General features: G+C 64.6%; 18 protein-coding genes. 3 read left to right on the forward strand and 15 right to left on the reverse strand.

Annotation, left to right across the window (positions count from 1 at the left end):
• Positions 1-15: 15 nt before the first annotated feature.
• The 10 genes from EG799_RS04400 to EG799_RS04445 all read right to left on the reverse strand — a co-directional run bounded on the left by EG799_RS04400 (position 16) and on the right by EG799_RS04445 (position 11,917).
• Positions 16-1,470, reverse strand: a complete 1,455-nt coding sequence (locus EG799_RS04400) for a sugar porter family MFS transporter (protein ID WP_123878902.1) — start codon at positions 1,468-1,470, stop codon at positions 16-18.
• A 158-nt stretch (positions 1,471-1,628) separates the two neighbouring features.
• Entirely contained in the window at positions 1,629-3,161 is a 1,533-nt protein-coding gene (locus tag EG799_RS04405) for an aldehyde dehydrogenase (NADP(+)) (RefSeq protein WP_123878904.1), read from the reverse strand.
• A gap of 128 nt (positions 3,162-3,289) precedes the next feature.
• Positions 3,290-3,745 (reverse strand): hypothetical protein, encoded by a 456-nt coding sequence (locus EG799_RS04410; protein WP_123878906.1) that lies wholly within the window; start codon positions 3,743-3,745, stop codon positions 3,290-3,292.
• A gap of 626 nt (positions 3,746-4,371) precedes the next feature.
• A complete protein-coding gene (locus EG799_RS04415) occupies positions 4,372-5,121 on the reverse strand; it encodes a hypothetical protein (RefSeq protein WP_123878908.1) in 750 nt (249 codons plus the stop codon).
• Positions 5,118-5,870 (reverse strand): hypothetical protein, encoded by a 753-nt coding sequence (locus EG799_RS04420; RefSeq protein WP_123878910.1) that lies wholly within the window; start codon positions 5,868-5,870, stop codon positions 5,118-5,120. Before EG799_RS04420 ends, EG799_RS04415 begins: the two co-directional genes overlap by 4 nt.
• The gene (locus EG799_RS04425; protein ID WP_123878912.1) at positions 5,867-6,301 is read right to left on the reverse strand and encodes a hypothetical protein; all 435 of its coding nucleotides are present in this window, start codon (positions 6,299-6,301) and stop codon (positions 5,867-5,869) included. Before EG799_RS04425 ends, EG799_RS04420 begins: the two co-directional genes overlap by 4 nt.
• A 111-nt stretch (positions 6,302-6,412) precedes the next feature.
• Positions 6,413-8,242 carry a beta strand repeat-containing protein gene (locus EG799_RS04430; protein WP_158611014.1) on the reverse strand — a complete coding sequence of 610 codons (1,830 nt, stop codon included), beginning with the start codon at positions 8,240-8,242 and terminating at the stop codon, positions 6,413-6,415.
• Between the two features lie 124 nt (positions 8,243-8,366).
• Positions 8,367-9,977: a hypothetical protein gene (locus tag EG799_RS04435; protein ID WP_123878916.1), complete on the reverse strand. Its 1,611-nt coding sequence runs from the start codon at positions 9,975-9,977 to the stop codon at positions 8,367-8,369.
• Between the two features lie 489 nt (positions 9,978-10,466).
• Entirely contained in the window at positions 10,467-11,468 is a 1,002-nt protein-coding gene (locus EG799_RS04440) for a CsgG/HfaB family protein (protein ID WP_123878918.1), read from the reverse strand.
• An 8-nt stretch (positions 11,469-11,476) separates the two neighbouring features.
• Positions 11,477-11,917, reverse strand: coding sequence for a curli assembly protein CsgF (locus EG799_RS04445; RefSeq protein ID WP_123878920.1), 441 nt, complete (start codon positions 11,915-11,917; stop codon positions 11,477-11,479).
• Positions 11,918-12,283: 366 nt separating this feature from the next.
• Here EG799_RS04445 and EG799_RS04450 point away from each other — a divergent pair, with 366 nt between their 5' ends.
• Genes EG799_RS04450 through EG799_RS04460 form a run of 3 tightly spaced genes read left to right on the forward strand, consistent with a single transcriptional unit; the run spans position 12,284 to position 17,845 of the window.
• Positions 12,284-13,408, forward strand: a complete 1,125-nt coding sequence (locus EG799_RS04450) for an efflux RND transporter periplasmic adaptor subunit (RefSeq protein WP_123878922.1) — start codon at positions 12,284-12,286, stop codon at positions 13,406-13,408.
• Positions 13,398-16,499, forward strand: coding sequence for an efflux RND transporter permease subunit (locus tag EG799_RS04455; RefSeq protein ID WP_123878924.1), 3,102 nt, complete (start codon positions 13,398-13,400; stop codon positions 16,497-16,499). Before EG799_RS04450 ends, EG799_RS04455 begins: the two co-directional genes overlap by 11 nt.
• Positions 16,496-17,845: an efflux transporter outer membrane subunit gene (locus tag EG799_RS04460; RefSeq protein ID WP_123878926.1), complete on the forward strand. Its 1,350-nt coding sequence runs from the start codon at positions 16,496-16,498 to the stop codon at positions 17,843-17,845. The genes EG799_RS04455 and EG799_RS04460 overlap by 4 nt, the downstream gene beginning before the upstream one ends.
• 6 nt (positions 17,846-17,851) lie before the next feature.
• On the opposite strand, the gene EG799_RS04465 is transcribed toward EG799_RS04460, so the two are convergent.
• The 5 genes from EG799_RS04465 to EG799_RS04485 form a co-directional block, all read right to left on the reverse strand.
• Positions 17,852-18,892 carry an alginate lyase family protein gene (locus tag EG799_RS04465; protein ID WP_158611015.1) on the reverse strand — a complete coding sequence of 347 codons (1,041 nt, stop codon included), beginning with the start codon at positions 18,890-18,892 and terminating at the stop codon, positions 17,852-17,854.
• Positions 18,893-19,064: 172 nt separating this feature from the next.
• Positions 19,065-20,087, reverse strand: a complete 1,023-nt coding sequence (locus tag EG799_RS04470; protein ID WP_123878930.1) for a sugar kinase — start codon at positions 20,085-20,087, stop codon at positions 19,065-19,067.
• Positions 20,087-20,860: a 2-dehydro-3-deoxy-D-gluconate 5-dehydrogenase KduD gene (gene kduD, locus EG799_RS04475; protein ID WP_123878932.1), complete on the reverse strand. Its 774-nt coding sequence runs from the start codon at positions 20,858-20,860 to the stop codon at positions 20,087-20,089. Before kduD ends, EG799_RS04470 begins: the two co-directional genes overlap by 1 nt.
• A 20-nt stretch (positions 20,861-20,880) precedes the next feature.
• Positions 20,881-21,513 (reverse strand): RpiB/LacA/LacB family sugar-phosphate isomerase, encoded by a 633-nt coding sequence (locus EG799_RS04480; protein ID WP_123878934.1) that lies wholly within the window; start codon positions 21,511-21,513, stop codon positions 20,881-20,883.
• Positions 21,514-21,623: 110 nt separating this feature from the next.
• Positions 21,624-22,646: a LacI family DNA-binding transcriptional regulator gene (locus EG799_RS04485; RefSeq protein WP_123878936.1), complete on the reverse strand. Its 1,023-nt coding sequence runs from the start codon at positions 22,644-22,646 to the stop codon at positions 21,624-21,626.
• Positions 22,647-22,652 lie beyond the last annotated feature (6 nt).

Genomic DNA, 22,652 nt, shown 5'->3' on the forward strand with positions numbered 1-22,652 from the left:
GGCGCGCTTCGCGCTTCAGTCGATGCGGGTCGCCGGCACGATGGCGTCTCCAGCGGAGACGGGGTCTTCCCAACCCTCCATTTCCTCCAGCTCCTTGCCCTTCGTTTCGTTGATGAAGCTTTTCACCAGGAAGAAGCTGACAATCGCGGACACGGTGTAGAACGCGTAGGTCGTCGCCAGGCCGAGATTGTCCGCCATCCACGGGAAGCTCTGGACGACGAGATAGTTCGCCGCCCACTGGGCCAGTCCGGCGACGGCGAGTGCGCTGCCGCGGATCTGGTTGGGGAACATCTCGCCCAGCATCACCCACATGACCGGACCCCAGCTGGCATTGAAGAAGATGACGTAGAGATTGGCCGCCACGAGGGCGATGTAGCCGGTGTTCTCGTCGAGCATGAGATTGCCCGCCGCATCGGTACCCGCGCCGCTGAACGCCCAGGTCATCGCCCCCAGCGTCGCGGCCATGCCGAGAGACCCGATCATGAGCAACGGCTTGCGTCCGATCTTGTCGATCACGGCCATGGCGGCAAGCACTGCTGCGATGGAAACGACGCCGGAGATGATGTTGCGCTCCAGCGCGACCTCTTCCGATACACCAGCCAGTTTCCACAAGGTCTCGCCGTAATAGAAGATGATGTTGATGCCGACGAATTGCTGGAACGTTGCCAGTAGCAGGCCGGCCCATACGATCGGGCGGAAGATCGTGCCCTTGCGTGTCACGTCTGACAGGCGGGGTTTGTGATGATCGCCAAAGCTCGCCTCGATCTCGCCGATCTTGCGGTTGGCGGTATCGGTGCCGAACAGGCGGGTGAGAACGCCGCGCGCCTCCTCGATTCTGCCCTTGCTCACCAGATAGCGGGGGCTTTCGGGAATGAAGAACAGCGCGATAAGGAACACGGCAGCCGGCACCGCCTGCGCCAGATACATCCAGCGCCAGGCTTGCGCCCCGCCGATCTCGCCGAGCGAACTGCCCGCCGCCTGGGCGAGGAAGTAGTTGACGAGGAAAGCGGCGGTCAGGCCACCGATGATCATCACCTGCTGCATGGTGGTCAGTCGGCCGCGGATGTTTGCCGGCGCAACCTCGGAAATGTAGAGCGGGGAGAGCACGGATGCCGCGCCGACCGCCATCCCCCCGGCAAAACGGGCGATGACGAAGAAGGTATGCACCTCCGTCAGTCCCTGCACCAGCGCGCCGATAACGAACAGCATTGCCGCGACAATCATTACCTTCCGGCGCCCGATGAGGTCCGCCATCCGGCCTGCGAAGAACGCACCGACTGCGCAGCCGATCAGCAGCGACCCCACGGTGAAGCCGAGCGCGGCTGGCGAAAGGTTGAATTCGGCGACCAGGCCGCCTTGCGTCCCGTTAACCGCGCCGCTGTCGTAACCGAACAGCAGGCCGCCGATCGTCGCCACCGCCACGATCGCCGAAATCAGCGCCATGTTGACGCGGTTAGTTGTCGCTTCCATCGAAAATATCCCTCCCGCCGGGCGGCGTTTTTCGCCGCTCATGGTAGCGCTACCTTAGAGACGCGAACCGGGAGCCGCAAACGAAATTATCGGGGCCTGGCAAAAGGGGTCCGCCCGCATCCGCGAGCGGACCCTGAACCTGGTGCCGATACCGGCATTCAAGCAGGCTTGCCATCGACCATTCGCGGGGCGGAGGAATCATCTCGCAGTTCGGCAGGCAGCAATCGCTCCGGAAGAGCCTGGTAGCTTACCGGTCGCAGGAAGCGGTCGATCGCCAGCGTGCCTACGGATGTGGTGCGTGCATCGGTGGTCGCCGGATAGGGGCCACCATGTACCATGGCGTGTGCGACCTCCACGCCGGTCGGCCAGCCGTTGACGAGGATGCGCCCGGACGTGCGCTCCAGAATCGGTACGAGCGTCGCGGCTTCCTCGGCATCGCCGTCCTTCATGTACAGCGTCGCGGTAAGCTGGCCTTCAAGGTCACGCAGAAGATCGCGCAACTCGTCCATATCGGCACAACGCACGATCAGGGACGACGCGCCGAACACCTCTTCCAGCAATTCGGGGTGATCCTTGACGGCCGCTCCGCTCGCTGCGAACAGGCGCGCCGCATCGCAGGTGACGCCGTCGCCTGCCTCGCCGCGGGCGAGTTCCTCGATACCCGGAGCGCCGGACAGCCGCTTCGCCCCTTCGGAATAGCTCTTGGCGATGTCGGTCGTGAGCATGGTCTGTGCCTTCTGCCCCTTCAGGGCCTCCGCCGCGGCGGCTTCGAAGGTCCGCAGATCGTCGCCGTCTATGGCGAGGATCAGCCCCGGATTGGTGCAGAACTGGCCCGCACCCATGACCAGCGAGCTTACGAAACCCTTGCCGAGCTTTTCGGCGTCTGCTGCCAGGGCGTCGGGCATGAGTACGACGGGATTGACGCTCGACATCTCGGCGTAGACCGGGATGGGCACGTCGCGCTGCTGAGCAAGGCGCTGGAGCGCAAGGCCGCCCCCGCGCGAGCCGGTGAAGCCTACCGCAGCGATATGCGGATTCTGCACGAGCGCTCCGCCGATCTCGTTGCTCGCACCGGTCAGATGATTGACCACGCCATCGGGCATTCCGGTCTTGCTGGCGGCGCGCTTCATTGCTTCGAAAACCATCGTGTCGGTCCCGGGGTGCGCCGGGTGCCCCTTGATGACCACCGGACATCCCGCAGCCAGCGCCGAGGCGGTGTCGCCGCCGGCGGTAGAAAAGGCGAGCGGGAAGTTGGATGCGCCGAAGATTGCGACCGGCCCGAGCGGTATCATCCGCAGGCGTAGATCGGGCCGCGGCGCGGGTTCGCGATCGGGCAAGGCGGGGTCGATGCGCACGCCGCGCCACCGCTCTTCCCGCACGACTTCGGCAAACAGCTTGAGCTGGCCCACCGTGCGACCGCGCTCCCCGGTGAGGCGAGCCATTGGCAAGCCGCTTTCCTTGTGCGCGCGCTCGAGCAGGTCGTCGCCGATCGCCATGATTTCGTCACCGATCGCTTCAAGGAAGCTGGCGCGCTTGTCTGCGGGTAGTTCGCGATAGGTGTCGAACGCACCTTCCGCCGCCGCGCAGGCGCGCTCGACATCCTCGAGCGTGCTCGAACTGTAGTCGGGTTCGATCGGTTTGCCGGTAGCGGCTTCGAAGGCGCGAAAGGTTTCCGGGCTGGCCTGATTCATTCGGTTTTCCTCGTTTTCCTGTCTATGGTAGCGCTAACTCGCGTCCTTAGGACATGGCACCTTCGGTGCACAAAGCAAGACCCCGCCCGCCTGATCGGACGTGCTCGGCGTCAGGGCGTGCGCCGCGGCTAAAGCGCGAACTGCAACTCGTCATACGCGGCGTTATAGCGCATGGGCAGGCCCCGCGCAGCCAGTTCGTCGAGACTCACGTAATCCTGCGCCGCCGCGGCCCCGGCCAGACGTTCGGCCTCACCCGGAGGCAGACTTTCTGCCACCAGAGAAATCAGCCCGGCCAGCTGTATCTCGATGCCCCTGTTGTCGGCGACGCGAAAGGCGACCTGGCCGATGGTCGTGTCGCTCAATCGTACCGCCAGCTGCGCGGGCATTTCGGCCCGCCAGAGATCGAGTTCGGCATCGCTTAGCTGCGGAATGTATGCCGCCGCCATTTGCTGCGGACCCGTTTCGGCGATTTGGTCGGCCTGCGCGAGACGGGCAGGTCCCGCGTCTGAGGCAGACACGACTGCGAGACGAGAGGGCGTAAGCTGGTCGATATCGACCTTGCGCATCTCGCGCGCGGTTTGCATGGGTGAATGCCGAGCAGGTGGCATTGGCGCGATCGGGGCGGGAAGCGGGGCCGCGTCGGGCAGTTCGCCAATCGCCTGAACGCCTGCATCTCTGACTTCGCGCGACGGCTTCGCATCGGGCAGAACGATCCGGATCGGCCCCTCCGGATCGGACGCTGCGAATGTCAGGGGCGCCGGCGACGTGGACGACGCAGGCTTTTCAATCTGTTCGACGGACCGCACCTTTCGCGGCGACCTCGATGGTTCGTCGGCTGATGTCACCTGCACAGAAGCGACACTCGGCGAAGGCCGCGTCCGGACCTGTTCGGGCCGTGGCCCCGCAGCCTGCGTCTGGCTTTCCGCAGCCGGCAGAACGATGACCGGACCAGGATCGGATGGGACGAGCCCCGCCAGCGCCACGATACTGCCGCCGGTAAGCAATCCCGCGACAAGCTGAAAAAGACCGCCGCCCCCCTTTTCCGGCGCAGGATGTTCGGCGGGAACGACGAGGTGCCTGCGCCAGTCGGGCGGAGTCCGCGAAGGATGGAAGGCGCCGTGCCCTGCAGGGCGTACGCTGCGCTGGCGACGGACGGCGCGGGCTGGGGCCGTTGCGGAGTGCCGTGCGCTCATCCAGCCCCTTTCCCGCCTTACTGCCCGGTCGAGGGCGGCAGGTCGATCTGCAACGCCTCGAGGATCGCCGTCAACTCGGCGGGCGCTTCGGGTACCGGATCGGCGGAGTTGGTGAGCGCGCCCGGATTCTGATCGAATACGAGCGAGGCGAGCTCCTGCGTGCTGCGCGTGTCGGCGTCGGGATTGTCGCGGGCCAGCGCCACGCGCCACTCGCTCGAATAGCTGCTGAGCACGTCGGCGCGGTCGCCCTGCCCGGCGAGGAGCACCTGCTCGGCGCTGAGGCGGGGCGGTTCCACCGCATCGAACTCGGCGGCACGGGTTTCGAGAATTGCAGCACAGCGCGCATCACGCTCGACCTCTGGCGAAGGATCGCAGCGATCACTGCCTTGGATAGCCCCGGCACCGTCCGGCCGACTGTCGGCTGCACTCGATACGGAGGCAGCAGCGGTTTCGCGGGATCTGGACGGATCGACGAGTTGCTCACCGTCGGTTCGCGTGTCGCTCGAAGAAACCTGGCGCATCGGGCCGGAGGCCGGTTTGGCCGGTTTGCCCGCGTCGGGCGCTGTCAAATCCCTTGCGGACTGAGATGCGCTCGGCACCACGGCAGAGCCGCGATCGCCCAGCTGGTCGATCCGCGTATTGTTCGCATCCTGCTCCACCGGGATGGCAAAATCGTCCAGTCGCGCGCGCTCATCGGTTTGCTGCGCGGCGAGTGGCGCTGCGGCCAGGCAGACTATCGAGACCGGAAGGATCAACCGGTTCGTCATCGCGACTGCGTGACCTGCATCGCCTGGTTGCCATCCTGCGTAATCCGAAGGTCCGAGAGGTTGTCGCCGTTCTGCGTCCAGATCAGCTGGTTTCCGGTGCCCAGCTGATTGGCCGTCATCGCGCTTCCGGAACCGTTCTGCGTAAGCATGACCTGGTTATCGTCACCCAGTTGCGTAAGCTCGATGCTGTTCGCGTCGCCCAGCTGACGGGCGAGAGCGCCGTTTCCCTCCGTCAACCCTTGCTGGGTTACTGACAGTCTGTTTCCGTCACCAAGCTGCGACAACAGCGCGACCTGCGCGGCATCGCCCCCTTGCACCAGGTCGAGTTCGTTGAAACTGCCCGCCTGTTCGACCGCGCCATAATGCGCCCCGCCGCCTTCCTGCGCGCTGACAGCCTGGTTGTCGGCGCCGGTCTGATTGATCCGGGCATATTGGACGGAGGCGCGTTGCCCGATCGTCGCGATATTGCCGCTGCCAATCTGGGCGATGAAAGCTCCGCTGTCGTTCCCGGGACGCTCGAGCGAGAACGGTGCGGGATCGGGATCGACCGTTACCCGCTCCCTGTTTGCATTGCCGTTCGCACCCTCGTTTCCGTTATTGCCGTTGCACGGATTGCCGGTGCCCTGCCCCGGTCCCGCGCCACACGGATTGCCTGGCGGCGTCTTGCCGTTCGAAGCGAGAACCGGCGCCGCGCCCAGCATCAGGCCAGTGGCCGCCAGTGCGGCAAGGCTCAGCCGAAATGCTTTCACCGGTCGGCTCCACCGCCCTGACGCACAACGGCGCGGTTGCCCGATCCGCTCTGCGAAACAGTCGCTGTACTGCCATTGCCCGATTGCGAGAGCGTAGCCGTATTGCAGGTGCCGGTCTGGGCAACGTCGGCGTTCGCATCGCTGCCAGTCTGTTCGATGGCGAGATGGCTGCCGTCACCCGATTGCACCGCGAGCGATGCGTGGTCGCTACCGCGCTGCTCGATCCGGACGGTGCCGTCACCCTCGCGCAGTACGTGGGCGGTATGCCCTTCGCCGCTGCGTATGATGGTGGTTGAGCCGGCCTCTGCCGCGTCCTGCCTGTTCGTCATCGCCGAATTCCCCTGGCAACCTTCCGCGTCCGCGTCCGCCGAAACCAGCCCGGTCGCGGGGCCGGAAATGACGAAAGGAAGAAGGAAGAGAGCCGCTTTCATTGCCGTATCCTACTCGATCTAGATCTTGAACGCGATCCCCGGCCGCAGCCGGATACATCGAAAACCGGGGCCGTTCCCCACACGAAACGGCCCCGGCGATCTGCGGGCGACTTAGGGCGCCATCGTGCCCTGCGTCACGGTGGCGGAGTTACCCGAGCCATCCTGCGTCACAGTGGAGACGTTGTTGTCGGAATACTGCATTACCGTGGCAGTGTTGCCCATTCCCGACCCCATCTGCGTGACGGTGCTCTCGTTGTAGTTGCCGTACTGCCCGACAGTGGCTTCGTTGTTCACGCCCGACTGGGTGATCGACGAGTCGTTGAACAGACCACCCTGCTCGACGGATGCCATGTTGAAGGCCGGCGCGCTGGGCGTCGCACCGTTCTGGGTGATGGTGGACGTATTATCCGAACCCGATGCAAGCTGACGAACCGATGCGGTGTCGTTGCGGGCATTGGAGTTCTGATAGACGTTCGACGTGTTGCGATCGCCGAGCTGATCGACATCGACGCTGGAGTTCAGACCGCCAAGCTGCTCGATGTAGGATACGTTGGCGTTACCCGACTGAAGGACGTTGGCGGAAAGACCGGCACCGTCCTGGAGGATGTCGGAATCGTTGTCGTCGCCCGACTGGGTCACGAAGGCGGTAGCGGCCTTGTTATCCTGGTTTATGTACGAATCGTTTCCGTTTCCGCTCTGGAAGACGGTAGCGATCAGGTTCGAATCGGCCTGGCTCTCGGGGGCCTTGTCGTCCTGATCGATGACCGAAAGATGTCCGTCACCGGTCTGTGTGACGGTCGCGGCGAACGTGTTCGCTCCGGCATTGTCGAAATTCTGGGTGATCCGCGATTCGCTGGCTCCGTCTTGCGTCACGATCGCATCCATGTTGTTCGAGTCATCGCCCGCAGCGGTCTGCGAGATGAACGAATCGGCCCCGTTGGCCTGACGGACGTTTGCGGTCAGGTCCCGGGCGGACGAACCGCTGGCGGTCTGGATGATCTGCGAACTGGAATCGTCCTGGACCACGGTGGCGTTCAGGTTGCGCGATGCGCCGCCGCCATTAGCCGTTTGGTCGAGGTCCGAAGTCGCCATGCCGGTCTGGGTCACATTGGCGCGAAGGCTCAGTCCCAGGCCCGGATCGCCCGCGCTCTGCATGACGTCGGAGAAGTTGTCGTCATTCGTCTGGCTAACGGTCGCCTGCAAATTGCGCGACGAGCCGAGGGCGCTTTGCGCTACGATCGAACCGTTATTGTTGCCGGTCTGGTTCACGGTTGCTTCCGGATCGAAGGCGGTACCGATCGACTGCGTCAGCGTCTCGTCCGACTGGGTGATTTCGGAGGTGTTTCCGAACCCGACCTGCGTGTTGGACGCGCTCGCGCCGAGCGCCTGCTGGTCGACCGTCGAGCTGTTGGCATCACCGGTTTGCGAGATATCCGCGAGGTTGCCGAAGACGGCAGCACCATCGGCGCCCTGCGTGACGGTCGCGACATTGGGTCCGCCCGCGCTGCCGGCTTGCTGGCTGACATAGGCGGCATTGTTGAAATCGCCCTCGGCCGTGGCCACCACCGGCGACCCGCTGCTCGCCGCCGCGCCGGCGACACCGTACTGGGTGACGGAGGAGGTATTGCCGGGACCGCCGGCGACGGCAGTGGACTGCGCGACGTCGGCGAAGTTGCCGTCGCCGTTCTGATCGATGACGGAATCGTCGGCCGGTACGCTGAAACCGACGATGCCGGGCTGGTTGTCTTCCTGATCGACGGAGGCGAAATTGCCTTCGCCGTCCTGATCGATGTCGCTCACGTTCTCGTTGCCGGTCTGCATGACGACTACGGCGTTATCGGTGCCGTTCTGGTCGACGTCCGACTGGCTTGCCTGCGCCAGCGCCTGGCCTGCGGTCAGCAGGGCGGCCAGCGATACGGTTGTAAGAATTGTCTTTTTCATCGGTTTTGTCCTCATCACGAGTTTCGGGATGCGTCCCGCGTCATCTGTGTAAGACCGCTTGTTCTTGCGGCTTGGCGAAGGTCGCGGACCGGCCCTGAAAGGAAGCCGGTCCGCGCTTTCGCGGTCAGTTGCCCTGGGTAACGGTGGCGACGTTGCCGGTGCCGTCCTGATAGACGTTGGACACGGCAGAGGTGCCGGTCTGGGTCACGTCCGCGACGTTCTCCGTACCGAACTGATCGATGTAGCTCGCGTTGTCGAAGCCACTCTGGTCGAGATCGGCGTCGTTGCCGTGGCCATCCTGATAGATGGAGGAGTAGCCATCGATTCCGCTCTGGATGACCAGCGCGTTGTTGGCCGACGACTGCGGATCGCCAAAGGTGTTGGTCTGCGTCAGGTCGCTCTCGTTGCCGCTACCGCTCTGGCGGACTTCGGCGACGAGGTTGAACGCAGGGCCGGAGGGCGGCGCTTCGGCGGTCTGCGTGATCTCGCTGTCGTTGTCCGATCCTTCCTGCAGCACCGTCGCCGACGCGAAGTTGGCGCGGCCGGTCTGCACGATCGAGCTGGTCAGGTCGTCGCCGATCTGATCGACGTCGGCGATGCCGAAATTGGCGCTCTGCTCCACAAAGCTGTCGTTGCGGTTGCCGATCTGGTCGATATTGGCAACGTCGTTGTCGAGCCCGCCCTGCGACACACGCGAGACGTTCGCCTCGCCGCTCTGATTGACGATCGCGTCACCAAGATTGCCGAACTGCGTGGCGTAGGATTCGTTGGCCGTGCCGTCCTGCGTCACAGCCAGCGTCTGACCGGCCGTGATGCGGTTCGGCGAGCCCTGCTCGACGCGGGAGATGTTGCCGGTGCCTGTCTGGTCGACGGTGGCGTCGGCCAGGTTGCCGCGCTGGATCAGCGAGGAGTCGTTGGAGGTGCCGTCCTGTGTCACCGTCGCATCGTTGTCCTGGCCGCTCTGGATCAGGCCGGAGATGTTGCTGGTGCCCGTCTGCGACACCGTGGCGTCCTGCCGCGAGGGAGCAACCGTGCTGCTCTGATCGACGCTGGAATCGTTCAGGTCGCCGGTCTGTGTCACCGTCGCGAATGTGCGGTTCGCGCCAGCGCCGCCAAAGGACTCCTGCTTGACGTCGGATGCGTTCTGATCGCCGGTCTGCGTGACGAAGGCACGGACATAGCTGGCGGGATCCTGATCAACGACCGAAGTGTTGCCGTCACCCGTCTGGACCACGCCGGTCAGGCCGTCGCCAAAGGCGTTGCCGACCTGGTTGCTGTTGCCGTCCTGCATGACGATCGAGCTGTTGAGGTCGCCCAGCTGATTGACCTCGGCGCCCTGGCGGGTGCCGTTCTGGGTGATCGAGGAATAGCTGTCGCCATCCTGCGTGACTTCAGCCTCGTTGAAGTCGGCGCCGGTCTGCGTGACGATGCTTTCCGCGCTGTCACCCATCTGCGTCACCGAAACACGGTTCTCGCCGGCTTCATTGGTGTTCTGCGTGCCGATACCCGTCTGGCTGATGGTGGAGAGACCGTTGGTGCCACTCTGGTCGACTTCGGCCTCGTTATACTGGCCGCCTTGGGTCACGCCGGAAACGTTGTCGCTACCGGTCTGCATGATGACGGCGCTATCGTTCTGACCAGTCTGCGTGACGGTCGAATCGTTGTCCTGGGCGAAAGCCGGCATCGCAACAGCGACCGCGGCAGCCGAAACGGTGGAGAAAATAACTTTTTTCACGTCCAATTCCTTTCTTATCGAACACTCGACTACAATCTTTGTCTTGCACGTTCACGCAAACCGATAATATGCAGTTGCTCCATTTCGGAGCATATACTTCCCACGATACGTTTTATCGCCAACCTTCGGTCGGTTGCGTGTGGACGCGCGCGATGGCGCCCGGACTAGGTGGAAGCGGAACAAAGTCGAAAAAGGAGATTGGCCGGGAAGGCCACCATGACGAGCCTGTTGATTCTCTTGGAGAGTCAAGGCGTTCGCCACAGAACATGGTTGTCAATTCCCCCTCGGAACTTCATAACCATGCCGGGATGGCTGCAATGCCACCCAGGCTTGGTTGTTACCGCAACTCAGTCTTACCGGGCGCGTCGGAGCTGCAACTCCGGCGCGCCTTCTTCATTCTGACCCCCGGCGATGCTGCAACATCGCCGGACGGCCACCGGAGCATTCGGACATTTCCCCGGCGGGTCCGGCGCCCGCCTGTCCGTAAACCTATCGCCGCAGCGACTGCCGCGCACTGCGCCCGCCGTCGCCTTCCGCAACCTGATCGGCATCCGCAGTGCGCACGATGCGCTGCGGCTCGATGGGCGGAAGAGTGCTGAGCACCTGGGCGATTCGCGCTTCGTCGACATAGCCGTCGCGTTCGCGCTGATATTCGGCAAGCAGGGGTGCGCCGGCCTGCGGATCGGCGAATTCCCAAAGGTTCAGCTCGACCCCCTCGAGAACGAGCGAGTAGACGGCCTTCTCGATCGCCTGCTGCAATGCGACCAGATCGGGTTCGTTGGTGGTGTAGCCGGCTTCGGCCTGAAGCAGTTCCTTGAACGCGACATAACGGAACGCGTTGGCCCCGATGGACTGGCTGGCGATGGTCTTCGAGGCCGTTACGCTGGTCAGCACTTCACCGGTGCGCACGGAAACGGCACGAAGATAGACAGTCACCGTGTCCTGACGGTATTCGCTACGCCCGCCAATGCCCAGGAAGGCGGCACCTGCGCCGCCTGTCACCGTGTTGGTATCATAGCCGATAACCCCGCCCTCGAGGAGGACGCCGGCAAAAAGCAGCGCCGGCAGCGCCTGCGGATTGACCTCCTCTTCGCCCAGATAGCGCTCGCGCATTTCGCGGATGATCTGCCGTTCGTTAAGGAGGTTGCGCAGTGATTCCCGTTCCACGATGGTGAACCACTGACGGTTTCCGGCATCCTGCAAGGCCTTCACGAGGATCGACCCCCCGCCCTGCGTTACCGCGCGAGACAGCGTCTGTCCGGCCTCCGTGGGCTTGTACTGACCCGTCTGATCGACGAAGCCGTAAGCCGCCACCGCGATGGGACGGGAAGGAGCGGGCAGTTGCGCCAGCAGCCCCTGCGTCTGCGTGCGATCGGGAATGAAGGCCTCGGACCGCGTTTCCGGAAACAGGGTCCGCCCGTTTTCCGTAACCGTGGCGCATCCCGCCAGCGAGGCCAGGACGCCGAGGGAAAGAAGGAACCGTCCGATCATCCGTCCGCTCAGTCGATCTCGAGGAAGGTCGGAATGACGATTTCGGTCACTTCGCCCGTATCGTCATTGATGATGGTCAGCGTCACTTCCGTGAGTCCGCGAACGAAGTTGATCGTCTGGCCGCCGAAACTGATCGTTCCGCTTTCCTGCGGATTGTCGCCGAAGATGGCGTCGACGATCTGCGACGACAGGGCGGAAAGAAGCCGCGACTGCAACTGCCGCGCGAAGATGTCCGCCTGCGAACCGGAGGTGCGCGCGTCGGGATCGCGGTAATCGTTCTGGGCGTTGGCGACACCCAGCAGATGCGCGGAATTGAACGGGTTGCCACCGAACGACGGATCGATCGGTTCGTAGACGACATCCTGCGCACTGGCCGACGGGGCCAGAACCGAAAGCAACGCAACCCCGATGCCCGCGAGAAGCGTGCCGTGATTACCGATACGAGACATCCCCACCCCCAAGTTTCATCGGCTCTCGCAACCGCAGCCATACGAAGCCGCGTTCACGTTTCCCCAGAGCCTTAAGTGATGGTTAACCCAATCACCGCCGATTCGCTACCGGGTTTTTTGCAGGTAAGATCAGTTACGGCGACGATTGCGTCGCTATCGTCCGGTTTAGGGACAGGTCGCCGCTGTTTCGAACAGTGTCGCCATGTTGTCAAACCGTGACGAATTGGGCAGACGCCGCCTTCTCCAGCCACTTTATACTATTGCGCCTAACAAATGATGCATAGGTAGAACCACCCACGATTTGCGGTACCTGCAATACCCGAAGATGCCTTCCCGCTGGGGGCGTTATTCGGTAGGCCGGCATTCGTGTCGCGCTGTTCAACCCGTCTTGCCGCCCTCGTTGCCCTGCTCGCGCTGGGGGCGTGCAGCGATGACGAAGCTGAACCCGAGCGGGATCTCCCGCCTGTCGTGGCGCAGCAGGTCCGGATCGCCCCCGAACGGATGGAGATCGAGGCTATCGGTTCCGCTCGCGCCGCGACCTCGGCGGAAATCTTCGCCGAAACGGCAGGCCGCGTCACCGCGGTGCTGTTCGAGGCCGGCGACTACGTGCGCAGCGGTGCGCCCCTCCTGCGGCTCGATTCCCGTCAGGAGCGGCTCGCGGTGGAAGCTGCGCGCGTACAGGTGCGCGAAGCCGACCAGTTGCTGGCCCGCTATCGCCGAATCGAGGATACCGGCGCATTGTCGGAAAGCCAGATCGAGGCCGGGGAGACGGCGCTCGCCTCAGCCCGCGTGGCGCTCGAGCAGGCGGAGACGGCACTGGCGGACCGTACGGTGCGGGCACCGTTTTCCGGTCACGTAGGCCTGACCGAAATCGACATCGGCGACCGTGTGAACGATTCTACACCGATCACGCAGATCGATCAGCGCGGTACTCTCTATGTCGACTTTCCGGCGCCCGAAGCAGCCTTCAACGCCCTGAGGCCGGGGCAGGTCGTGCAGGTAACGCCGTTCTCCGACCCCTCGCGCACCATCGATGCCCGCATCGTCACCACCGACAATCGCGTCGCCCGGGACAGCCGCGACTTCATCGTTCGCGCCGCGATCCCCAATTCCGAGGACCGCCTGCGCCCCGGCATGAGCTTCCGTGTCGTCTTTACCCGGGCAGGCGAAGCGCGGCCCGTCGTGCCGGAAGAAGCGATCGTGTGGGGCGGCGAAGGCTCGCACCTGTTCGTCGTGCGTGGCGGCAAGGCACGCCAGGTGCCCGTCACCATCACCGCCCGGCGCGAAGGTTCGGTGTTCGTCGACGGTGCTATCGAACCGGACGACCGAGTGATCGTGGAAGGTGTGCAGAAGGTCCGCGACGGTCAGGAGATCCGGCTGGTGCGGCAGGAGGGTGCGGGCGAGCAGCAGGTCGAGGTTCGCGAACCGCGCGAGAGGGCGCGATCGGGGCCGGCGACCGGGCCGATGGCGGCCAGCACCGATGAAGACTAGCTCCGACCTGCCCATGCTGGCGGTCAAACGACCGTTGCTGATCGGCGTTCTCAATCTTCTGATCGTCATTGCCGGTATCGCCGCCCTCCTCGGCGTCGAGGTGCGCGAACTTCCCAACGTCGATCGTCCGGTCGTGTCGGTTACCGCCAACCTGCCCGGTGCCGCGCCGGAAACCATGGATTCCGAAGTCACGAGCGTACTGGAAGACGCGGTCGCGCGCGTGTCGGGCGTGCGCCAGATCAACGCTTCGAGCGAAGAGAACAATTCGCGCATCCGTGTCGAGTTCAATCCGGGCGTCGACCTCGACACTGCCGCCTCCGATGTGCGCGAGGCAGTGAGCCGCGTAAGCCGCGACCTGCCCGACCGGGTGGAACAGGTGCGCGTCGTCAAGGCCGACCAGGACGCGCAGCCGATCATGACTTTAACGGTGCTTTCAACTGCCTACGACCAGGCCGAACTGACGCGCATGGTGGAGAACGACATCGTTCCCGAGCTGCTGGCGGCCGAGGGTGTCGCCAGCATCGAGCAATTCGGTACCCGCGCCCGGCAGATGCGCGTGGCGGTCGATCCGGCCAGGCTCAACCGCTTCGGCCTGACGCTGAGCGATGTGGTGACGGCGCTGGAGAGTGCCCCCTACGACGTGCCGGTCGGGTCTTTCCGGTCGGATGCGCAGGAACTGGTCGTGCGCGCAGAGGCAAGCGCCATCGATCCGGCACAGATCGAGAATGTCGTCATAGATGGTAGCACGCGTATCGGCGATGTTGCCCAGGCCGACTTCGCCCCCGCCAACGCCACCAATTTCGTCCGCCTCGACGGCCAGCCGATCGTCGGTCTTGGCGTGGTGCGGCAGGCCACCTCCAATACCATCGAGATTTCAAGCGCCATTCGCGAGAATGTGGATCGCCTCAATGATCGGTTCGACGACCTGCGTATCGAGGTCGTGTCGGACGACGCGGAATTCATCCGCATCTCGGTGCGCGAGGTGCTTATCACCCTCGGCTTCACCATCGCTGTCGTTATCGGCACGATGCTGCTGTTCTTCCGCGCCTGGCGACCGACCATCATACCGAGCGCCACCATACCGGTGGCTCTCATCGGTGTGATCGCCGGTATCTGGCTGATGGGCTTCTCGATCAACCTGCTCACCCTGCTCGCTCTCGTCCTGGCCACCGGGCTGATCGTGGATGACGCCATCGTCGTGCTGGAGAACTCGCAGCGCTTGCAGAACAAGGGGCTTGGTCGCCGCGCCGCCGCCGTGGTCGGCACACGCCAGGTGTTCTTCGCCGTGGTCGCGACGACCGCGGTGCTGGTCTCGGTATTCGTGCCGATCAGTTTCCTGCCATCGGAGGCCGGGCGTCTGTTCCGCGAATTCGGCTTCGTGCTCGCTGTCGCCGTCATCATTTCCAGCTTCGTCGCCCTGTCCCTCGTTCCGGCGCTAGCTGCCCGGTTCGACCTGACGAGCGACGACCAGGCTCCGGGTCGCCTTGCCAGGTGGGGCCACCGCGCGAACCACTGGTACGAAAGCGCGCTCGCCCGCTGCCTCGATCGTCCCCGGATGGTGGGCATCGTGTCGGTGGTGCTCGCCGGGCTGGCCGGATTGCTCTATGCGCAGCTCGACAACGAGCTCGTCCCCGACGAGGATCGCGGGGTCATCACCGTTGACGCAACCGGGCCGGACGGCGTCGGCATCGATTTCATGGACGGCGAGCTGGACGAGGTTGAGCGGGTGCTTCAGCCCTACCTCGATAGCGGCGAAATCGAGAGCACCTTCTCTATCGTCGGGCGCTACGATCCCAACCGCGTGCGCGTCACCGCGCAACTGGCCGACTGGGGCGATCGCGACCGCAGCCAGACGGAGATCGTTGAGGAACTGAACGATCCGTTGCAGGATATTCCCGGTTCGCGGACCAATGCGCGCGGCCGCGGTACGTTGAGCTTCGGCGGCGGCGGCGACGGGATCGAGGTTGCCCTGACCGGAGCCGAATACGACACGATCTACGATTCCGCGCAGGCGCTGGCCGAAGCCATCGATACCCGGTCAGACATGCTTTCCAACGCCGACATCTCCTACCAGCCGACCCAGCCGCAGCTGTCGGTCCGGATCGACCGCCAACGCGCCGCCGACCTCGGTGTCGATCTCGAAGACCTCGCCCAGACCTTGCGCGCCATGGTAGGGGGAGACGATCTGGTTGACCTCAATGTCCGCGATCAGGCCGTTCCGATCTTCCTTACCGCGCAGGCCGTCAGCGTCACCAATCCGTCCGACCTGCGCAATCTCTACGTCCGCGGGACAGCGAATTCGCTGATCCCCCTGTCGAGCGTCACGACAATCGAGGAACAGGGCATTGCCGCCGAACTCGACCGGACCGAACAGCGCCGCGCCATCGAGGTCAGCGCCGACATCGCCCCCGGCACTCCGCTTCGCGATGCTGTGGACGAAATCGAGCGGCTGGGAGATGAAGCGGTCGGCCCCGGAATCGACATGCTTTTGCAGGGCGACGCGGAAAGCCTCGAGGAAACCTCCAACGACCTGCTTCTGACCTACGCCTTCGCGCTGGTCATCGTGTTCCTGGTGCTGGTCGCGCAGTTCGAGAGCCTGACGAGTGCGCTGGTCGTGTTGCTGACGGTGCCCTTCGCGCTGGCGGCGGCAATCTTCTCGCTGTTCCTGTCGGGCGTATCGCTCAACATCTATTCCCAGATCGGTCTCGTGATGCTGATCGGCCTCATGGCGAAGAACGGTATTCTGATCGTCGAATTCGCCGACCAGTTGCGCCATCAGGGTCGAAGCGTGCGTGAGGCGGTGGAAGAAGCCGCGGCCATCCGGCTGCGCCCCATCGCCATGACGCTGATCTCCACGGTCATGGGCGCGGTGCCGCTGATCCTCGCAAGCGGTGCGGGGGCGGAGGCGCGCCAGTCGATCGGCTGGGTGATCTTCGGGGGGCTGGGCATCGCCGGAGTGTTCACCCTGTTCCTTACCCCTGTCATCTATCTTGCCGTCGCCCGGTTCGGAAAGCCGCGCAACGTCGATCTCGAGCGCCTGCGCGATGAGATCGCGGAAGTGGACGAGGACATGACCATGGCTCCGGCATGATTGCACGAGCGGCCCTCCTCGCCTCGGCGTTTTCGCTCGCCGGATGTGCCGGCGTGGACCCAGTGGTCCTGCAACCGGACATCGCCCCGCCACGGGTCTACGCTACCGACCTTCCCCCAGCAGGACTCGACCGAGAATGGTGGACCGGCTTCGGCGATCCGGTGCTGAGCGATCTTGTCGAGCAAGGGCTTGCCGCCAATCTCGATGTCGACGCGGCGGCAGGCCGGCTGGTATCGGCGGCAGCCCTGCTGCGCGCCGAGCGGGCCGACCGCCTGCCTTCGATCGACGGCACGGGGGATGCGGGGATAAGCCTTGGCACCGACAGCGAACTTACCGCGACCGCCGGTCTGTTCGGTCTGTTCAATCCCGACATAGACGGGCGCCTCGCTGCGGAAATCCGCGCCACCGCCGCCGACTACGCCGAAGCGGAATACTTGCTCGCGGACCAGCGCCGGCTTGTCGCAGCGGCCGTCGCCAGCCAGTATATCGAATACCGTCGGACCGGGGCGCAACTCGATCTGCTGGAGCAATCGACCGGCTTGCAGGAACAGACGCTCCGGATCGTGACACTGCGCTACGAAGCTGGTCTGGCCGCCAATCTCGACGTACGCCGCGCCGCCGCCGATCTCGCTCAGACGCGCGCGCGTCGCGGCCTTATCGAGATTTCGCGTGCGAATGCTCTGAACGCGCTCGCGGTTCTTCTGGCCGCGCCGCCGGGGGTATTCCGCATACCGCCTCCCGCGCAGAACCAGGAGATCCCGGACTACGGAGCCGGACCCGCCGCAGGGGTACCTGCCGATCTGTTGCGCAGGCGAACAGACATCCTCGCAGCGGAAGCCCGCCTCGCCCGTGCCGCAGCGGATATCGGCATCGAACAGGCCGATCTGCGGCCCTTGCTGACCATTCCGGGCAGTATCGGTCTTGGCGACGGGACGCTTGGCGGACTGTTCGGCGACTTCCTGCTGGGCCTTGGTGCGGCCATCGACCTGCCGATCTTCGACGGCGGACGCCGGCGCGCGGAAGTCGACGCGGCCGAAGGCCTGGCGCAGGCGCGGTTGGCGGAATACCGCACGACCTTCCTCGATGCGCTTGGCGAGGTCGAGAACGCCCTGGTCGCGATCCAGGCCTACCGTCAGCGCAACGGCGCGCTGACCGAAGCCATCGACCAGAGCGAAACGGCGCTGTCGCAGTCGAATGCGCTCTACCGCGAAGGCCTGGCCTCGCTTTTCGACGTGCTCGATGCGCAGCGCCAGCTTATCGCCAGCCGGCAGGCGCTGATCGACAGCGAGGCAGCGCTGGCCAGTTCGTTCGTTTCCTTTCACGCGGCCGTCGGATCGGACTGGTAGAACCTGTCACGGCAACTCGTCGAGATCGACCGGTCCGTCTTCACCCCACAGGAACAGAACCTCGCGCGAGACGCCGCGCATGCGCTCGATCCGGCCCGCGTCGAGATCGGTGTCCGGAAAGGGCCAGCCTGCCGGGTTTTCGGCGTAGCGCAGCAAGAACTGCCTTGCGGTCGAGAGACTTCGTCCATCGTCCAGGTTTGCGCCCCACAGGTCTAGACCAACGCATTCCCCGATCGTGGCCAGCCGCGCCGCGCCGTCGACGACGTAATGTGCGTAGTGCCAGCTTCGCGTCCGACCGAGTTCAGCAAAAAACCGCCCCTGCCGGTCCATCTGCACGCCGAGCCGATAGTCCGGAAAGGCCGCGACCACATTGCGCGCGACATCGGGCGCGCCGGCGAACAGGGCGAAATGAGCGAGATAGAAGTCGAAGAACACGCCGTGATTGTTCGCCTTTCGCATTTCGTCGTCGCCATTGTCGCTGGTCGCCATCCACACCAGAAAGTCGCGATACCACTCGCGCAAGGCCCGCTCGTCTTGGGCGCCGAAGGCGGCGGAGGGACGAAGCAGTCCCAGCGACTCGACGATCGTGGAGAGGTGCGACGCCTCGATGATACCCTCGCCTCGACCGTCGACCCGTCCGGGAATGCCCTGGGCAAAGTCGAAATTCGGGGTCATCCTTGTCGCGGAGTCGATGAACCAGGTCCGCGCGAGCATGGCCGCGTGTTCGGCGAAGCGTTCATCCTGCGAAAGATAGTAGCCAAGCGCCAGCGCGCGCATGTCCTCTGAAAGCGCCCTGAGACGCGACTTGTCAAATTCCGGTCCGTCGCGTTCGGGATTGACCACCCCGTCGCGCCGCACATAGGGAAGGCCATCGTCCGCTACTGGGTCAGGCCACCAGTACGGGCCGATCGAAGCGTAGTCGTGCAGGCCCGCATCCGCCAGCGCGCGAGGTTTGTCCGTAACCGAGTAGGGACCGCGCGAAAGCGCTTCAACTGCATCCGACAAGGCTTCTTCATGCAGCGCCGGATCGGCCGCGATGGCTTCCAACCAGCGGGGTCGCCACAGGAAGGTGCGCCGCCCGCCGAATTCGGGCCCATAGCCTGCCTCCGCCTGGCAGGAGGGTGCTTCCGATGCTGCACGAAAGGCGGGCGCCGGGGCTTGTCCCTGCGCGGAAGCCGGCGGCAACCACGCGAGGGCGACTACCGCAACGAGCGCCCTTCTACCGAGAGACATCGCCGCCCCCGGCCATTACAGCGACCCAATCCTCGTGCGAGACCCGAACGAAATCGCCGGGTGTGTAGTGCTTGAGTGCAGACAGGGCAGTGCCTGCCTCGACAGCGCGTTCGAGATTTCCCGGATCGCTCAGCCAGCCCGCGAGTACGCCCGCGGTGAAGGCATCGCCCGTGCCAATTCGATCGACGATTCCCGACAGAACCCGCTCGCGGCTTTCCGCGCTGGTCCGGGCGGTGTCGATACGGCCAGTGATCCGGTGCGTGCCGTCGTCTTCCACATGCCGCGCGGTCGAGGCAATGGCGTCAAGGTTCGGAAATGCGTCTAGAGCGGCGAGCGCAGCGTCGCGGCGGCGCTCGCTACCACCGCCGGAAAAGTCGCGGTCCAACAGCAGCGCGATGTCCTTGTGGTTGCCGATGAACAGGTTTGCCAGCCCCACCAGTTCGGCGATTTCCGGGCGCGGTTCCCGCCCGGTTCTCGCCCATAGCGACGGACGGAAATTGCCATCGAAGGAAAGCGTCATCCCCCGATCCCTGGCCGCCTTCGCCACACTTCTCGTCACGCGCGATGCCGCCTCGCTGACCGCGAGCGAGATTCCCGAGAGATGCAGGTGGGTTGCGCCGTCGAGCGCCGAAGGATCGTACTTCTCGGCAAGAGCGAACACGCTTTGCGCGCGGTCGTAGTGGACCCGGCCCGCGAGGGGTCCGATTGCGGGATTGAGGAAATAGAGACCCATCCGTCCTTCGCCGCCGGCGATACCGGAGGTGTCGATCCCTTCCGCCCGAAGAGTTCGGCGGGCGTGCTCGCCGAGATCGCCTTCGGGCAAGGCGGTGATCATGCGTGCGGGAATGCCCAGATTGGCGAGCGCCACGGCGACATTCGCCTCGGCCCCGCCGACATGGACATCGAAGCGGGAGGCATCGCGAACCGTGCCACCCGCCTCCGGGGAAAGGCGCAGCAGCACCTCTCCGAAACAGGCGACGAGGGTCCGGTCTGGAACGGTAAGGGTCATCAGCGCGCCAGCCAGCCTCCGTCCACAGCCAGAATATGGCCCTGTACGTAATCGGCCGCCCGGCTGGCGAGAAAGACGGCGGCGCCACCGATATCCGCCGGGTCGCCCCAGCGCCCTTCCGGGATGCGTTCGACGATCTGCCGGTTGCGCGTCTCGTCGGCCTGCAGGGCGGCGGTGTTGTTGGTGGCGATGTAGCCGGGCGCGATGGCGTTGACGTTGATGCCCTTGGCAGCCCATTCATTCGCCATCAGCTTGGTCAGGCCGCCGACTCCGCTCTTGCTCGCGGTGTAGCTCGGCACGCGAATCCCGCCCTGGAAGGTGAGCATCGAAGCGATGTTGACGATCTTGCCGCGCAGAGCGTACGGCGCCGCCCAGCCCGTCATCTGCCGGGCGACCGCCTGGCTGAGGAAGAACAGGACCTTGAGGTTGACGTCCATCACCGCGTCCCAGTCCTCCTCGGAAAAGTCGAGCGCGTCTTCGCGGCGGATGATACCGGCGTTGTTGACGAGGATGTCGACGCGATCGAAGGCGTCGACAGCCTGTTCCACCACGCCGGACACGGGGGCGGTGCTCGACAGGTCGGCCCGGATCAGCGCCGCGCGCCGCCCCGCCTTCTCTACCAGGCCCTGTGTCTCGTCGCACGCGCTGCGCCCGACGAGCACCAGGTTCGCACCCGCGCGGGCGAGAGCGACGGCAATACCCTGCCCGATGCCGGTATTGGCGCCGGTCACCATCGCGGTGCGCCCGGTCAGGTCGAACGGATTATTGGCCATGTCCTGTCCCCTCCTGCCGATCAAAGCGCTCGCAGATAGTCGCTGATCGCGTCGTCCTTCGCGTTGGCGTAGAACTGGTCGGCGAACTTCTCGCCCGCAATGGCCGCCTTGAGCAAGTCCTGATCGACATTCTTCAGCACGGTCACCATGTCGTGACAGGTCTTGGACTTGAGCTCGGCCAGGACGCCGCGGTTCTTCGCCATGATCTCCGCGCGCTCCCGGGGATAGCCGACACCGCTCTCGCCTTCGAACAGCTTGCGGTAGCAATCCTGCAGATTAAGCTCCGCCGCCCATCCGAAGCCCTTGGCATAGGGCATGGCGATGGCGTTGCCGTCGTTGATCTGCGCGAACAGGAAGGCGTCGGTCGGATCGATCACCAAACCGCAGAACACACCCGGCATGGCGTTGGCCGCCAGCATCGACCCGGTCCCGGTGCCGCACCCCGTCACCACGAAATCGGCGGCGCCGGAATTGAGCAGGATGCCGGTGAGCAGGCCAACCATCGGATAGGTCACCTGCGCCGCGTCGTCGGCGGTATACATGCCGTAATTGTGAACCTCGTGACCGAGCGGTTCGACCACCGAGGTCAGCGCCTCGTGAATGATCGAGTTCTTCGCCGCCTGGCTGTTCTCGTTGATGAGCGCGATCTTCATACCGGAATGTCCTCTCTCAATGTCTGCACGCGACCTGCGGATCGCGATCTGTCCCCGTTTTGGTAACCGGTGTCATCAGCAAATGCAAGCGTTCCACCATCGCGCCTGCGTCAGGTTCCGGCAGGAGGGACGACCGAGCTGCGTTCGACCAGCGTGGACGGGAGCAGCCAGGGTTCTTCCGCCGCGGCGTCTTCCGGGCAGATCAGCTTGCGGGCCGCGGCGAAAGCCATTTCGACGATGGGCCAGCGAACCGTCGTCAGCGACGGCCAGACATGACTCGAGAGCGGCGTATCGTCGAAACCGACGATGGACATGTCCTCTGGAATGCGCAGCCCGCTGCGCCTCGCCGCGATCATCGCCCCGATGGCCATCTCGTCGTTGCAGGCGAAGATCGCGGTCGGTCGCGGGTCCAGCGTGACGAGGCTTTCCGCCGCCGCAACGCCCGATTCGAACGTGTAGCTGCCGGGACGCACCAGCGCCTCGTCCACCACCAGGCCGGCTTCGATCATCGCCTGCTCGAAGCCGGCGCGGCGTTCCTGCGGAGAGGTGAAGCCTTCCGGCCCCTCGATGAGAGCGATGCGGGAATGGCCCTTGGCGATCAGGTAGGAGACCGCATCTTGCACCGCCTCCCTGTCGTTCGAGGTGACGGTGTTTTCAGCCGCGTCGAGCTTGACGGATCCCATCCGCACGTACCGGCAGCCGAACTCGCGGCACAGTTCGGCGATGTTGTCGCGCTCGGATATCGGCGGCAACAGCACGACGCCGTAAGGGCGCTGGCGTTCGAAGAAGCCGCGCAGATCGTCCTCGATCGTCGGCGAGGTGCGGTCGACCGGCTGCACCATCAGGCCGAATTCGCTGTTCTCCAGCGCATCGAGGATACCCTTCTGGACGTTCACCAGGAACTGCGCGTTGGGATTGTCATGAATGACGGCGATGATGAAATTGCGCCGCAGCGCCAGGGCCCTGGCCTGCGGATTTGGCACGTAGCCGAGGTCGGCGATGACGGTTTCCACCCGTTCGCGGGTCGCGTCGCTCAGCAGCGGGGACTTGTTGATGACCCGGCTGACGGTCTTTTTCGACACGCCCGCGCGCTTCGCGACATCGTTGATCGTCGGTTTGCTGCCCCCGTTCATCCCCTA

The organism is Aurantiacibacter spongiae (assembly GCF_003815535.1).
GTDB classification, from domain to species: domain Bacteria; phylum Pseudomonadota; class Alphaproteobacteria; order Sphingomonadales; family Sphingomonadaceae; genus Alteraurantiacibacter; species Alteraurantiacibacter spongiae.

Excerpts from the sequence above, each read along its gene's own strand:
- EG799_RS04400 (WP_123878902.1), bottom strand. The coding sequence starts at position 1,470 with ATGGAAGCGACAACTAACCGCGTCAACATGGCGCTGATTTCGGCGATC.
- EG799_RS04405 (WP_123878904.1), bottom strand. The coding sequence starts at position 3,161 with ATGAATCAGGCCAGCCCGGAAACCTTTCGCGCCTTCGAAGCCGCTACC.
- EG799_RS04410 (WP_123878906.1), bottom strand. The coding sequence starts at position 3,745 with ATGCAAACCGCGCGCGAGATGCGCAAGGTCGATATCGACCAGCTTACG.
- EG799_RS04415 (WP_123878908.1), bottom strand. The coding sequence starts at position 5,121 with ATGACGAACCGGTTGATCCTTCCGGTCTCGATAGTCTGCCTGGCCGCA.
- EG799_RS04425 (WP_123878912.1), bottom strand. The coding sequence starts at position 6,301 with ATGAAAGCGGCTCTCTTCCTTCTTCCTTTCGTCATTTCCGGCCCCGCG.
- EG799_RS04430 (WP_158611014.1), bottom strand. The coding sequence starts at position 8,242 with ATGAAAAAGACAATTCTTACAACCGTATCGCTGGCCGCCCTGCTGACC.
- EG799_RS04440 (WP_123878918.1), bottom strand. The coding sequence starts at position 11,468 with ATGATCGGACGGTTCCTTCTTTCCCTCGGCGTCCTGGCCTCGCTGGCG.
- EG799_RS04445 (WP_123878920.1), bottom strand. The coding sequence starts at position 11,917 with ATGTCTCGTATCGGTAATCACGGCACGCTTCTCGCGGGCATCGGGGTT.
- EG799_RS04455 (WP_123878924.1), top strand. The coding sequence starts at position 13,398 with ATGAAGACTAGCTCCGACCTGCCCATGCTGGCGGTCAAACGACCGTTG.
- EG799_RS04460 (WP_123878926.1), top strand. The coding sequence starts at position 16,496 with ATGATTGCACGAGCGGCCCTCCTCGCCTCGGCGTTTTCGCTCGCCGGA.
- EG799_RS04470 (WP_123878930.1), bottom strand. The coding sequence starts at position 20,087 with ATGACCCTTACCGTTCCAGACCGGACCCTCGTCGCCTGTTTCGGAGAG.
- kduD (WP_123878932.1), bottom strand. The coding sequence starts at position 20,860 with ATGGCCAATAATCCGTTCGACCTGACCGGGCGCACCGCGATGGTGACC.
- EG799_RS04480 (WP_123878934.1), bottom strand. The coding sequence starts at position 21,513 with ATGAAGATCGCGCTCATCAACGAGAACAGCCAGGCGGCGAAGAACTCG.
- EG799_RS04485 (WP_123878936.1), bottom strand. The coding sequence starts at position 22,646 with ATGAACGGGGGCAGCAAACCGACGATCAACGATGTCGCGAAGCGCGCG.